This window comes from Secundilactobacillus similis DSM 23365 = JCM 2765 (assembly GCF_001311075.1).
GTDB lineage: Bacteria > Bacillota > Bacilli > Lactobacillales > Lactobacillaceae > Secundilactobacillus > Secundilactobacillus similis.
In genome coordinates, this window is the sequence record NZ_BBAD01000090.1 from 1 (window position 1) to 13,193 (window position 13,193).

Annotated in this window: 14 protein-coding genes and 1 pseudogene; 7 read left to right on the forward strand and 8 right to left on the reverse strand. The window is 48.9% G+C overall.

What is annotated here, in order from left to right; all coding sequences use genetic code 11:
• Positions 1 to 396 precede the first annotated feature (396 nt).
• Positions 397 to 1,467, forward strand: a complete 1,071-nt coding sequence (locus JCM2765_RS14205; RefSeq protein WP_054737296.1) for an SGNH/GDSL hydrolase family protein — start codon at positions 397 to 399, stop codon at positions 1,465 to 1,467.
• A 53-nt stretch (positions 1,468 to 1,520) separates the two neighbouring features.
• Here JCM2765_RS14205 and JCM2765_RS14210 read toward each other — a convergent pair.
• Both JCM2765_RS14210 and JCM2765_RS14215 read right to left on the reverse strand, forming a co-directional pair.
• A pseudogene (locus JCM2765_RS14210) lies at positions 1,521 to 4,036 on the reverse strand (excinuclease ABC subunit UvrA).
• An 80-nt stretch (positions 4,037 to 4,116) separates the two neighbouring features.
• Entirely contained in the window at positions 4,117 to 4,794 is a 678-nt protein-coding gene (locus JCM2765_RS14215; RefSeq protein ID WP_054737297.1) for a VTT domain-containing protein, read from the reverse strand.
• Positions 4,795 to 4,953: 159 nt separating this feature from the next.
• Between JCM2765_RS14215 and JCM2765_RS14220 the strand changes: the two genes are divergently transcribed.
• Positions 4,954 to 5,802, forward strand: a complete 849-nt coding sequence (locus tag JCM2765_RS14220; RefSeq protein WP_054737308.1) for a C39 family peptidase — start codon at positions 4,954 to 4,956, stop codon at positions 5,800 to 5,802.
• 48 nt (positions 5,803 to 5,850) lie between these two features.
• On the opposite strand, the gene JCM2765_RS14225 is transcribed toward JCM2765_RS14220, so the two are convergent.
• From JCM2765_RS14225 to JCM2765_RS14240, 4 genes are all read right to left on the reverse strand, one after another.
• Positions 5,851 to 6,189: a type II toxin-antitoxin system PemK/MazF family toxin gene (locus JCM2765_RS14225; RefSeq protein WP_054737298.1), complete on the reverse strand. Its 339-nt coding sequence runs from the start codon at positions 6,187 to 6,189 to the stop codon at positions 5,851 to 5,853.
• Positions 6,186 to 6,446, reverse strand: coding sequence for an AbrB/MazE/SpoVT family DNA-binding domain-containing protein (locus tag JCM2765_RS14230; RefSeq protein ID WP_054737299.1), 261 nt, complete (start codon positions 6,444 to 6,446; stop codon positions 6,186 to 6,188). Before JCM2765_RS14230 ends, JCM2765_RS14225 begins: the two co-directional genes overlap by 4 nt.
• 231 nt (positions 6,447 to 6,677) lie before the next feature.
• Entirely contained in the window at positions 6,678 to 7,220 is a 543-nt protein-coding gene (locus tag JCM2765_RS14235) for a hypothetical protein (RefSeq protein ID WP_054737300.1), read from the reverse strand.
• Positions 7,221 to 7,349: 129 nt separating this feature from the next.
• Positions 7,350 to 7,766, reverse strand: coding sequence for a S24 family peptidase (locus tag JCM2765_RS14240; protein ID WP_054737301.1), 417 nt, complete (start codon positions 7,764 to 7,766; stop codon positions 7,350 to 7,352).
• A 322-nt stretch (positions 7,767 to 8,088) separates the two neighbouring features.
• Between JCM2765_RS14240 and JCM2765_RS14245 the strand changes: the two genes are divergently transcribed.
• From JCM2765_RS14245 to JCM2765_RS18375, 3 genes are all read left to right on the forward strand, one after another.
• Entirely contained in the window at positions 8,089 to 8,346 is a 258-nt protein-coding gene (locus tag JCM2765_RS14245; RefSeq protein WP_054737302.1) for a helix-turn-helix domain-containing protein, read from the forward strand.
• Between the two features lie 99 nt (positions 8,347 to 8,445).
• On the forward strand, positions 8,446 to 9,129 hold the full coding sequence (locus tag JCM2765_RS14250) for a hypothetical protein (protein ID WP_054737303.1): 684 nt from the start codon (positions 8,446 to 8,448) through the stop codon (positions 9,127 to 9,129).
• A gap of 193 nt (positions 9,130 to 9,322) precedes the next feature.
• On the forward strand, positions 9,323 to 9,478 hold the full coding sequence (locus JCM2765_RS18375; RefSeq protein ID WP_225352115.1) for a matrixin family metalloprotease: 156 nt from the start codon (positions 9,323 to 9,325) through the stop codon (positions 9,476 to 9,478).
• 679 nt (positions 9,479 to 10,157) lie between these two features.
• Here the strand turns inward: JCM2765_RS18375 and JCM2765_RS14255 are convergent.
• Positions 10,158 to 10,481 carry a magnetosome magnetite crystal formation protein family gene (locus JCM2765_RS14255; protein ID WP_054737304.1) on the reverse strand — a complete coding sequence of 108 codons (324 nt, stop codon included), beginning with the start codon at positions 10,479 to 10,481 and terminating at the stop codon, positions 10,158 to 10,160.
• Between the two features lie 213 nt (positions 10,482 to 10,694).
• On the opposite strand from JCM2765_RS14255, the gene JCM2765_RS14260 reads away from it, so the two are divergent.
• A complete protein-coding gene (locus JCM2765_RS14260; protein ID WP_054737305.1) occupies positions 10,695 to 10,934 on the forward strand; it encodes a hypothetical protein in 240 nt (79 codons plus the stop codon).
• A 235-nt stretch (positions 10,935 to 11,169) separates the two neighbouring features.
• On the opposite strand, the gene JCM2765_RS14265 is transcribed toward JCM2765_RS14260, so the two are convergent.
• Complete coding sequence (locus JCM2765_RS14265; protein WP_054737306.1) at positions 11,170 to 11,628, reverse strand: hypothetical protein; 459 nt, start codon at positions 11,626 to 11,628, stop codon at positions 11,170 to 11,172.
• Positions 11,629 to 12,060: 432 nt separating this feature from the next.
• On the opposite strand from JCM2765_RS14265, the gene rpiA reads away from it, so the two are divergent.
• The gene (rpiA, locus tag JCM2765_RS14270) at positions 12,061 to 12,744 is read left to right on the forward strand and encodes a ribose-5-phosphate isomerase RpiA (RefSeq protein ID WP_054737307.1); all 684 of its coding nucleotides are present in this window, start codon (positions 12,061 to 12,063) and stop codon (positions 12,742 to 12,744) included.
• Positions 12,745 to 13,193: the final 449 nt, after the last annotated feature.

Sequence of the window (13,193 nt, forward strand, 5' to 3'; positions counted from 1 at the left end):
ACCGGTTTTGGTAGTTTTACTTGGACCGCCCTTATACATAACCTTCTGCCTTGCGGAGCGCATTTCGGCGTAGTTGCCAGAACGAGGTTAGTTAAGCAAACATCACTGCGTAGATGACCTGCGGAAAATCAAAGCCAAAGTGACGCCGAAAACAAAATAATAGTAATACTTGTCGCCAGTACCACTTAAAATCAAAAAGAGACAACTAAAATCCACCCAAAAATCCCACGTCCAAACACGGTCACAGCACACAACCATGTTTGAACGTGGGATTCTCCCGTAATTTTTCAAAATGAAACACCTCAGCCCCCAGTCCCGATTTTTCAGATAGCTTCTCTCCGCCAACCACCTATGTTATGATAAAGAGATGACATTGAGATAGTACGGGAGATAAACATGAAACTAAGAAAACTGCGTTACTGGATCGTTGCGGCGTTTGCGGTTCTGCTGGTTGGCGGAATTGCGGCATTTGTGCCGTTGAATGGTAACGCTAAGCAGGTGAAGGTCATTAAGACGGATGCGATGCGAGTTCACGCCTACGCGCTTAAACAGCGGGCAGTGGGGTACTCGTCACTGAAATTAACGGATGAAGTTAAACTTGAAAACAAGCAGCACGAGATGGCGTGGTACCGGGATAAGTACGCGGATGTGAAAATTGACGGGCAAAAGACCCGCCTTTACCACGTCAGCAATCGGGCCAACAACCACTCCTTTTGGATTAAAACCAGCGATTTGAAGACGATCACGTCCGCTAGTTTCCACCCAAAGGGCCAAGCGCTGACGCCGTACCACGGTAAGATTGGCGTGGTGGGCGACAGCATTCCCGCCGGTTGGGACGGTTACCACTTCAATCACGGCAACTCGTATTTTGACTGGTTTGGCAAATACATCAATATGGACCCCAAGAACCAGTACAGCTTTGCGGTACCGGATGCTAAGATCGTGGGGCACCGTTACGCGACCTACGCTCTGTCTGGCAACCGAGTAGGACAAGACCTCAAGTCCCAAATCGAACAGCACAAGGGGCAGTTCCAACAACTGAACTACCTCTACGTGGCAATTGGTGTGAACGACTACACCAACAAGTCCGGTTCGGGTAGCTTGAAGCATATCGCCAAGACGTTGAGTGAGCGACTTGATTGGCTACAGAAGTTGAACCCTAAGATGATGATCATCGGAATTTTGCCGATGAATCGCTACACTTATAAGGGTAACGACTGCAGTAACTTTAAGAACGACCGGGATTTCACGTTAAATGAAGAACGGGATGCGTTACGGAAAGTGTACGATGATCACCACATGGCGGTCATTGATTTCAACGAACTCGCACCAGAGTTGATTACGCCGAAGAACCGGTTGGCAACGTTGAATGACGGTATTTTGCACCCGACGATTCGGACGGATCAAGAGTTGGGTCGCGTTTTGGCCCAGACGTTTGAAGATAAGACTGGGCAAAAGGAATCATAGCTGCACAATAAATAAGCGTTAAAGTCTAACGATCAGGCTTTAACGCTTATTTTTTAGTGGTTTAAGAATCGTTGATAATAATCCGCAAGGTAAGTCATCGTCAACCCTTCAGGCTGCTTCACCAAGTCCAGCGGTGCGCCAGTCGCCATGATTCGGCCACCGGCATCGCCACCACGCGGGCCAAGGTCAATCAGGTGGTCGGCGTTGATCATCAAGTCCATATCGTGGGTGATCATCAGCACGGTTGCGCCATGAGTCCGAAGGCGGTCGATGATTTGCAGCAGCGTTTGGACGTCTAGCGGGTGGAGGCCAATTGATGGTTCATCGAACACAAACAGGGTCCCCGACTGCTTCTTCGTCAGGTGACTCACCAGCTTCAAGCGTTGCGCTTCACCACCAGATAACGTCGGCGTGCTCTCGCCAAGGTGCAGGTAGCTGAGACCGACTTCTTGCAGTTGCTTCAACTGGCGTTCGATTTTAGGCACATCGGCAAATACCGGGAGCGCTTCCTCAACCGACATTGCTAACAGGTCAACGATTGAATAGCCGTGCCACTTGATTTGCTGAATCTCATCTTTATACCGGGTACCGTGGCAGACTGGACAAACCTCTTCCATATCGGGCAAGTACTGAATATCCAACGTGATATTTCCCAGACCACCGCAGCTTGGGCAAGCGCCCTCCTTATTGTTGTAGGAGAAGTAGGCGATGCCGTAGCCCTTAGCCTTTGATTCGGGTAAGTCCGCAAACAGGTGACGCAGGTCGTTCATGATGGACGAGTAGGTGGCCAACGTTGAGCGGGTATTTTTGCCAACCGGCGTGGCGTCAACGCTGACCACGTGGGTGAGGTCGGTGGTCAGCTGCGTGACGTGGCTTGGGAGTTTCTGATGTTGGGCCTGAGCTTGAATCGCTGGGACCAAACTGTCCAGAATCAAGCTAGTTTTGCCAGCGCCGGAAAAACCGGTGATAGCCGTCACTTGGTTATCTGGGAAACTGGCGGTCAGGTCGTGTAAGTTGAAGTGATCGTCGATGTGGATCGTGGTTTGCTGTCCGGTTGGCTGTTTAGCCGGATGTTTCTCCTGTAGAATCTGCGCGCTCCCCGAGATAAACGGACCAATCAACGAGTTGGGGTCGGCGACTAATTGCTTCGGCGTACCTTGCGCAATCACGTTCCCGCCAGCGTCACCAGAACCGGGGCCGATTTCAATCACCCAGTCGGCGGCCGCAATGATGTCGACTTCGTGGTCGACCACGACCAGTGAGTTGCCTTGCGCAATCAGCTGGCGAAAGACGTGGATCAGCCCCTGAATGTTGTCAGGGTGCAGGCCAATCGAAGGTTCGTCCAAGACGTACAGCACGCCGGTCGTTTCGGTTCGCAGTGTCCGGGCAAGTTGGATCCGTTGCAGTTCACCGGTGGATAGCGTGTTCCCGTTTCGAGATAGGCTGAGGTAGTCGAGTCCCAATTCCAACAGTGGCCGTAAGGTATCGTCTAGTTCAGTAAACAAAATGTTGGCGAGGTTGCCCATGTCAGCAGGCAAGCTGGCCTTAGTCGTCGCCTCCCAGTCAGCCAACTGATTCAACTGCATATCGGCGACTTCGGCAATGTTGCGCCCACCGACCAACTGTTTGAGTCGCTCTGGATTCAACCGGGAACCATGACAGGTCGGGCAGGTTGAGAAGTGGTAGAACGAGTTGATTTTAGCAATCGACCGCTCACTCTTCGAGGACTTCAGTGATTCGGTAACGGCCTCGTAGGCATTTTCGTACAACGTCTTCTCCGCGTGAAATACCCGGCCAGTGCCGGTATGAAAGTCGAAGGGGTACTGCTTGCGTTCGCCATGAAGGACGATGTTGCGTTCTTTGTCGGTCAGGTCCTTGTAAGGCACATCGGTGCGGACGCCAAGCGTGGCGACTAGTTTGGGCATGAAGTTTCGGCCGGGAAGGTGCCACGAAGCAACGACGCTTCGTCAATGGTGAGGTTTTCGTCACCAATCAGCTTTGATTCGTCTAATTCGCGAACGACACCCAGTCCTTGGCAATCGGGACAGGCGCCAGTGGAGTTGAACGAAAAATCTTCTGCGCTAGTGGCCATGAATTGTACACCACAGGTGGGGCAGGTGATCATGCCCATTTTGTCACCGGGTCGGTCCATGGCCTGAGCGATTTGAATGGTTGGGTCGATCCGGTGACCGTTGGGACAAACGGGTGAGCCTAACCGTGAGAAAATCAGGCGAATCACGTTAAAGGCTTCGGTCAGCGAGCCCACGGTTGAGCGTTCTGATGGGACGCTGGGCCGTTGCCGGAGCGCAAGGGCTGACGGAATATGCTTAACGGATTGAACCTGAGATTTATTGGATTGTGAGATTCGACGGCGGGTGTAGGTCGAGAGCGCTTCAAGGTAGCGCCGGGAGCCCTCTGCGTATAAGATGCCCATCGCCAGCGAACTCTTCCCCGACCCCGAGGGGCCAGAAATGGCGACAAATTGGTTTAAGGGGATGTCAACGTCAATGTTTTTCAGGTTATTGACGTTGCCACCCCGAACTTCGATGTGCGTGATTGGTTCAGACATGTGACATGATCCTTCCTCTCATAAAGCGTTACGTCCATCATACCGCGAGTGGGATAAAATGGGGCGTTTGTGGTTTGAAATTAAAAGCGGTCTTCCAATCGCTTGCGGTCGTGATGAATCACCCAGAGAAGTCCGAACAGCAGCACGGCAACCACGATCACGATGGCAACGTGGCGCCAGTCACCGCGCAACGCAGCGTCCCCACCAAAGGCGTAGAGGAAGGCTGGTGGTAAGCTGCCCAGTAAACAGATCCCAGCTAATCGGCCACGAGCGGGCATCAGCCGTTTAGCCGCCAGATTAATCACGGTGCTGGGAATGAACGGAATCGCGTAGCCCAGAATGAGGCCGATGCTGGGATGCCGGATTTTTAAGAGGTCGGCGTATAGTTTTTGGGAAAACCGATTTTTCGGCGTATGCATGATTTCGGGTAACAGGTTCGCCACCGTAAAGTTCCCGACCGTCATAGCAGTGACGTTCATGGCAAATGCCGTCCAGTGGCCGAAGCAAACCCCCGCCGCAATGGCGAGCACGGCCACTGGGGCGCCGGGTAACCAAAAACAGATCAGCATCAACAAGGTGTAGGTGATGAGATCCAGTGGCGTATGGTGTTGGAAGACGCGAACGAGTTCTTGCCGGTTGGTGATTAGGTGAAGCACGTCCTCAAGCTGACTGCCGAAGCGGTAGCCGATGAAGAGGAGTAGGGCAAGCGCCACGATGGCGGTCAGCCCGAAGAAGAGGTGACGTTGTGATTTCGACATGGTGAAATGCCTCCTGCGCGGTATTAGTGCGTCCAGTATAGCATTTTTGCGTGGGACGAATGAGGAGAAATGTAACCGTTTGACTACAAAGTGATGTCGTTGATCGAATTGAGGTTAAAGTTCGGTATAATCAACTTATCAAACATGTTTGGAGTGCTGATGATGCAGAGAAGTCACCGAATAGCCAGTGTTCTGGCTGGAATCGCAATTGTGTTGGGGTTAAGTATGGTTGCTTTACCGACGCAACGCGCACAAGCGGCAACGATTCAACCCGTTGAAAGTCTAACGACGGTTAATTACTATACGAAGATTGGGCCGAATACGACGCATAACTACGGGATTTATAAGTCTGGCGGTTACGCCACGTCGACGGCCAACCTGACGAAGATCAGTAGCGGCTATAACTTCCGGAATAAATTCGTGCATATTACCCGAGAAGAAGTCGTCAACGGTGCCACGTGGCTGAAATTTACATACAACCATACGTATACGGGCTGGATCCACCAAAATGGCACGGTGAAGAGCTACTACCGGGTGGTGGCACCATTGATCGCCCAGCGACCAGAACTGCCGACTGGCTGTGAGATTACGGCCACCACGATGATGTTGCAGTTTGGTGGCGCGGACGTGACCAAGCTGAGTTTGGCTAAGGAGATGCCAAGAAGTAGTGACCCCAACAAGGGCTTCGTTGGCAGTCCCTATTCCAGCACGGGCTGGTACGTCTATCCGGGTGGTTTGATGAGCGTTGTGAAGGCTCATATGGGAACCGCTAAAAACATGACGGGTGCCAGCTTGGCGGTTATTAAAGCACAGGTTCGTCAAAACCACTTAGTTGTCATCTGGGTGGCCAACGTGGACGGTTTCAGTAACCACGCGCTGACGGTTACTGGCTATTCCAGTACGCGACTGTACTACAACGATCCGTGGACCGTTAAGCGGAGCAGTATGACTAACGCAACGGTGCAGAAGCACCGGAAGGCGGATGCTTATCGGGCGTTGAGTTATTAGAGCGTGCGAATTAAAAAAGCGACCAAATTGCTGGTCGCTTTTTTAATATTAATCTATATCGAATAGGAGTTTGTAACGATTTAATATTTCAGTGAGTTCAGTGTTAGTTAAGTGGCCTACAATGTCATTTTCAGGAACGCGCCGACTTTCTAAGTCTAGTGCTGTTGTCTGATCCAATAAAACTTTACCGTGAACGGGAAGGTTTATTGGTAATGGCATATACATCGGAAAGTTACGAGTGGTTGAACTAATTGGTGCTACAATTGTCATCCCACTATATTTTGCGACTAAATCATTACTAAGCGCGATTGCGGGCCGTCGATTTTTCTGTTCGTGTCCCATACTTGGATTGAAATCAACGTAAAAAATATCGCCTTGCGTAATCATTTAAATTCTCTCCCAACTGGTTTGCCCCAGTCTAAATCGTGATCTCGAACGCCATCGTCTTGCCAGTCAGCGAATAGCTCGTGGATGTTAGTTGGTTCTTTTCGAATTGGCGTTAGAACGATCGAACCATCATGGATTGATACCGTCAAATCTTGATTGTCAGTTAGGTTGAGTTGTTCAATGATTTTGCTAGGAATTCGGGCTGCACGTGAGTTACCCCACTTCGCTAGGTGCGTATTTTCTTGGATTGAAGCCATAGAGTCAACCTCCTAAAGTTGATAATGTAAGTATATCCTATGTAGATACACGATGAAATAATTTTGCTTGAAAAATTGAATAACATGTTGTTAGTTACGTTGATGTAACGAGAAAAGTTTTAATTTTGAGTATGATGTAGTACTTAAAGTGTATTGAAAAGTTGAATTAAAGTTAATCGCATAATTAAAAAACTGATTCCCGCACACTGCGGTGAATCAGTTTTTTTAACACTATTTAACCAAATAATTAACCGTTTGATAATATTCGTAAGTGTTCGAAACATACTTCGCACTCGTAAAGTAAGTCCAAGTCTTATAAGGCCCTGTCAGGTTGATGCCGCCCTTGTTGTTGGAGCGGTCAAAACTGTAGAGGACCAAGTGGGTCTTACCGTCAGTCCCAGTCTTGGTAGCCTTGGCCATCTTGATGCTGCGCGTCAGCAGGTTGTCCACGTTGGTAGCCCCGTAGTTGTACCAGTGGGCCTTGTTGGCGCTCTTAAAGAAGTAGCGGTTGGCTGGAATTTTGTTTTCAGTCCACTTGCCACTGCGGCTGGTTTTGGTAAATTCGTAGACGGAGTGGGCGGCAAAATGCAGCTTGTAGTAACGCCACGTGCCGTACTCGTCTTCATGGTACGAATACCAGTTGTGCTTCTGCAACGACGTGGGATTCGTGTAGGTCTTCGCGCTAGCGGAACTTGGGTTAGCGACTAGGGCGAGACCGAATGCGCCCATGAGGGCAAAACTCGTCATGAGTGAATAAGTGATTGATTTCTTCAAAATAATGTCCCTCCTCATGACAACAGGATAGCACGTTGTCATCAAAAGAGTGGTTTTTGGATTGAAAGGTAACCATAAATTAAGAAGTTGTTTGGTAGACAGATTTTGGTTAGTGTTAGCTACCGGCAGTCATGAGTAGGTCCGGATGCTGCGAATAATGCGACCAATAAAATTTATTTTTGATGAGTTTGGCGAAATAAAGGCCGGTTGGTATAGGGGATTATCGAACGAGAGGATCCAGCCGTTCGGTAATTCGGTTACGCGGCCAACTTTGATCTCACGACCGAAGCTAACGGCGGCTAAACTGTCGTTGGCCACGTGGTCTTGGCGTTGCACGAGCACCCGCGTATCATGGGGCAATTCGGGACTCATGGCGTCGTTAGCGAGGTCGAGGTAGATGAACTCACCATCCGGTAGACCGTCAGCTACGGTCATCATGGTGCTAGTGATGTTCGTTAAACTGGTCAGTGGCAACTGGTTGAGGACCGAATTAATCACGGGAATCTCAACTAACTGTTGGTGTTGATTCGTGTAGGGTGTTGTCATGAAAGGGCCTCCTAAACCGCATTTATCGCTATTATAACATCAAAAAAATCCCGGTCGCAAAGGGACGGTTCGCGGCCGGGATTGGCTGTCAAAACATCACTGAGACGTTTGACATTGGACTTGATTAGGAATTTTTAAAGACTATTCAATCGGATCGCATCGATCGAATAAATTAAGGTTACCATAAACAATTTTAAAAATCAAGAACAGGTGTTCGCTAGACGCTTTACGGTATTTTTGTAAACTATGCGTTAGACGCGATTAATTGTCGATGTCAATCACTTTTGGAGAACTGACAACTCACACTCAGGAGGAGCTATTTTTGAAAGTCACGAACATGTTTGATAAGCCGGAGTTGGCGAAGAAGTTTCACCGCAACAGCATCCGATACAAGTACGCCATCGCCATTCAACGCTTGCGGATGGAAGCGGGGTTGACTCAGATTCAGTTGGGGCAACGGATGAACGTCCCTCAATCGTCAATTGCCCGCTGGGAAAACGGTGGCACTAATATCACCGTCGAGACCTTGGAGAAAATTGCGCTGGCGGTTAACAAGGAGTTAAGCATTACGTTTAGGTAACGTTTACAGCGTCATTGCCCAAAAACTTGCAGGGACTGTGTTAAAATGACCCTAATAGGTTTACCACGCGCGACGTCGGTGCGATAAGGGGGCAACAGCATGAAAAAACTAGGCATTATCGCAGTCGCAGCGCTGTCGTTAGGCTTGACGCTTAGCGTTCAGTCAGCAACGAAGCCAGCGACAGCACAGGCGAAAACCAAGGTCACCGTAGTGTGGCAGAAAAAGATGACGCAAAAAGCGTACCAGATCGATGAGTCGAAGGCAGCTCACGGGTACGCTTATACCGGCAAATTAGCGAAGAAAGTCTTTAAACTATCGAATTATCCAAACACCACGTTCTACGCTAAGGGACACGAAGCGCTGAAGGTGAACGGTAAGACGCGGGTGTACTACTACATTCAATCGGCCAGCAACAAGAAGAAGGTCGGCTGGGTTTGGCGGGGATATTTAACCACCCCTAGCATGTCCGGTAGCACACTGATGAAGACGATTGCGAACGGCACGGACCTGCAACCCGCAAGTTCGTTGTTGAAGCAACCAGCCAGTTTTTATACCAAATACGCCGCGACGTTGAAGAAGAACTTTAACTTAACAGGGAAGTTAACGAACAACACGAATGACCAGATTCGGGTCTACGTGGCTAAAAGTCAGTTGAAGACATACGCGACGAAAGCGATGAGCGTGTGGAACGCTGCGTTAGGTCAAAAGGTCTTCGTTACGGGGACGGCCACCAAGCACGATTTGATACTGTCGACCCAAGCCGCTAGCGACTGGATGGGTTGAACGACGGTAGCCACATTTACCTCAGTTCAACGGCATTAGCGACCCAACCTATGTCGATAGTGTCGCTGATACACCACAGATTCGGGAACTGTATACCGAATACGAAAAGGTAGCAGCGGCCTATAAGTCGGCAACAGATGCGGCAACTAAGAAGGCCGATTACGATAAGGGTAAGGCGCTGTATAACGAACTGATTGCGGCCCAAAAGGCAGCGGCCCCAGAAGCAACCACGTACTGGCAAAGCGTCTTAGTCCACGAAATGGGCCACTCACTGGGCTTGGATCACACGCCGTACTTAACGGACATTATGTATGCCGAAACCAGCGATGACGCTTCAGCAGCGCCGTAACGGGTAAGTACAGCTGGAATGCACCAAAGGATACCAACGATTCCAGAAGAGAAACGCCAAGCGTGTCAGCAAGGGATATTGCAAGGGCTAAGTTGGCGGAGAAGTTGGGGTATTGGTAGAGAGCACGGAGAAAAGCGTTTAGAGAGTGGAGCGTAAGGGCGTCCGCACCTAATTGGCTGGGCTTTGGCCAGTTAGGTGCGGACGCCTTACGTGCAACTCTCTGCTTTTCGGAGTGCATTTCGGCGTGGTGGCCAGAAAGCGGTAGCGCGGACAGGCTTCACAATCGGTCACTGAACCCCAAGAAGCAGTAGTCAGATTGGCGCCGAAAATAGGTAGTAGCAATGAGCATCACCAGTTAGATGATGACGCCCTTATATGCAACTCTCAGTTTTGCGAAGCACGTTTCGGTGCGGCGGCCAGAAAGCGGTAATGCTGACAGGCTTCACGAGCAGTCACTGAACCCCAAGAAAAAGCAGTGAAATTGGCGCCGAAAATAAGTAACAGCAATGAGCGTCGCCAATTAAACAATGATGCCTTTATATACAAATGCAACACCCATGTGGAGCACTAAGCAACATCATCACTTAAAGGCAATCAAAAACAAACAAATAGCCTAGCTGATACTCACGCAATCTCGTGAACACCAGCTAGGCATTTTTATATCAATCTAATTAGCCAACTAATCCCGAATCAAAATCTTCAACCCAAAGTAAATATTATAAACATACAACACCAAATCAACGATTCCCGCTAACAACAGCAAGAAGAATGCCGTTCCGCCAGTAGAGACGGAATCGTTAGTTGCGACGCCAACCACACCTGAAATAATCAAAACGATCACCGTCAGTACAATCGGAATCAGGTGCAACCAAGCTGCCCGCCCAGCGTGGTGGTGCATGTCCGGATCATCGCGACTTAGGAACCAAACGATGATGGGGAATAGAAAGGGCGCAAAAATAATCGAAATGTATGATAAGGCATTTACCACTTTTCGCGTTGTCATAGTCAATCTCCTCCAATATTAAAATGCTACATCCTAAGCTAAGTGTACACAATTGGGTGGGGTTTTCCAAGTAAAATCAGTGCCGATTAACCGATACGAAACCTTTACCAAAACGATGCTAAATCTTTACATCATCGATACGCTATCTCGACATTTCGCGCGTACGATGGCGGTAATGAAACGTCATCGAGGTTAAGAGGGGAGTGCGCCGAAATGGTAAAGGTAATCGTCATCGGAATGTTGGCGCTTGGTATCGGCTTGACCAGTCAGCCACAAATCGGCCAAGCAGCCTCAAACGGCCAAGCAGCACAAATGCAGGTAGCTGATCAGGATCAACCACTGCGCTTCTGGCACACTGAAAATCCACGAGAAAAACGCGATACGGTGTTGGGATTAACAGGATTGATTTTTGCGGGTGGCGTTGCCAGTTGGGCACGTCGTCGGTTCTATTAGGTCATCTAAAACGGCACAAAAAAATGATCCTCACCAATCATGCAAGCGGGTTGGTGAGGATCATTTGGTTCAATGTTTGGAGAACTCAGTTGGTGAGCCGTCTCGAAGCAACGGCAAGGTGGCTTGTGATCGCGATTGGCCATCACAAGGCGTAACCATTGGTGCATTGATTACCTCTAATATCATACCATGTATAGGGATAGAATAATAGTAAGTAACAGTAGGAATTCGGTAATCAGCCGTTAACTAACCACTTAATAAACCGGGGCAATCCCTTGAGACGGTCACGCTGAGGAAGCTTGTTGACGGTTAATGAAATGGTGTCGCCAAGCTTGACGGATTTTAACGTTCGGATGTTTTTCAAATCGGTTTGATCAAAGCTGTAGTCTAATGGAATGTGGTCGTTGATGCCACTGTCTTCTTCGATGATATCGCTATTGAAGATGTCGGTGACGTCCGTACCACGGCCGGTAGAGTGGCTGGTCGACCAATAGTAGGTCTTTAACCGGTGGCCGCTATCAGTCACAAAACGAACTCTGACGTGACTGTTCATCAGTGCTTTACCCCGGGGCAGGAGACTAGGCGATTGTAGATTCGCTTCCCGTGTTAAGAGCGAGGCACCGAAAATCAGCACGAGACAACTGACAATAATGGTTACAATGATCCGCCGTCGTTTGGTCGAATGGGTCGACACATGGCCACCTCCTTTAAAGTCATGTAATGTCCACAAAGCTGACAGTTATATTATGTCAGGTAAATGTTCAAAAAATACGGCTAAACCGTGAAGAAAGTATGAACTTTAGCTTGAAAATTGTGATGAAATTATGAAGATAAGACTAATTTGATGAGAAAAGTGGTGCTTTTTCGAGCTGATTATTGAAACTGTAACGAAAACACAATCTCACCAGTGATATAGAAAGGGTGCGGGGGCATCAATCGTCGTGACAATTGAACTAGTTTCCACTGAATTTCGTTGATTAGAATTTAAGGAAAAAACCGGTTGTTTACGTCAAAAAACTTCCTAAAAGTGGTGACGGTTACATCTTGACCAGCGCACCGGAAACGAATAAGATTAAAGTGGAAAAGTAGTTTACAAAAACGTTTTACTAATCCTGGGAGGATTTTGATGAAGACACAAGATGAACTCAAGAAAATCGCTGGCTACCGCGCAGCTGAACTCGTTGACGATGGCATGATCGTTGGTTTGGGAACCGGCACCACGGTGCGTTACTTATTGGACGCACTTGGTGAACGGATGAAGAATGAAGGGGTTCACTTCACGGGGGTGCCAACATCGAAGCGGACTGCTGATTACGGCAGCAAGCTAGGCATGACGATCAAGTCACTAGACGAAGTTGATCAAATCGACATTACGATTGATGGTGCCGACGAAATTGATCCACAATTAAACGGAATCAAAGGCGGTGGCGGTGCCCAAACTTGGGAAAAACTCGTTGCCGTTAACTCGAAGCAATGTGCCTGGATCGTTGATGAAAGCAAGTTGGTTGACCAACTTGGTAAGTTCCCACTACCAGTTGAAGTGCTGGCCTATGGGCACCACCAACTGGTTAAGCGCTTGGCTGATTTGGGTTACAAGCCAACGGTTCGTCAAACTGCTGATGGCGAGAACTACAAGACGGATGAGGGTAACTTGATCGTTGACTTACACTTAGACCGGATTCAAGCGCCATACGACTTAGCTGACCAACTCAGCAACATGACCGGCGTCGTTGAACACGGCTTGTTCTTAGACATGACCCAAACAGTTGTTGTCGGGACGCAGGATGGTGCGGTTGTTAAAACTAAATAGGTAATGTGATGAGACCTGAACGTTTGCTTGCTCAGGTCTTTTTTGCTGTCGTTTGTGTCCAGCGTAAGCATTCTTCTGTTTACTTTGTGAAGTGCGGTGATTTGCTTGTACTGTCGATTCCGGTAAGCGACTAGGTTCCTGCTGTGGGGCCGGTCTGAGCCAAAGGGCGGTCTCAGACCTCAAATGTAAGCCTCGCCAAACCCCGTGCGAGTCTTACATTTGTCCCCGATGATTGGCGGTTGTCGGAAAAACACCAACAACCACCAATCATCGCGACACAGCATACACCTAGTCGCTTACCTACATCTCACATTGTGCAGTTCGGTACTATCGCAGAATCTCTCAAACCGCGTTGAACGGCAATGTTATCTCGTCGAATCAGCATAAACGTGGCGGTCAACTGATAAAGTTCAGCATCACGCAACCGTTGATTCATTGCGGTTACTAAA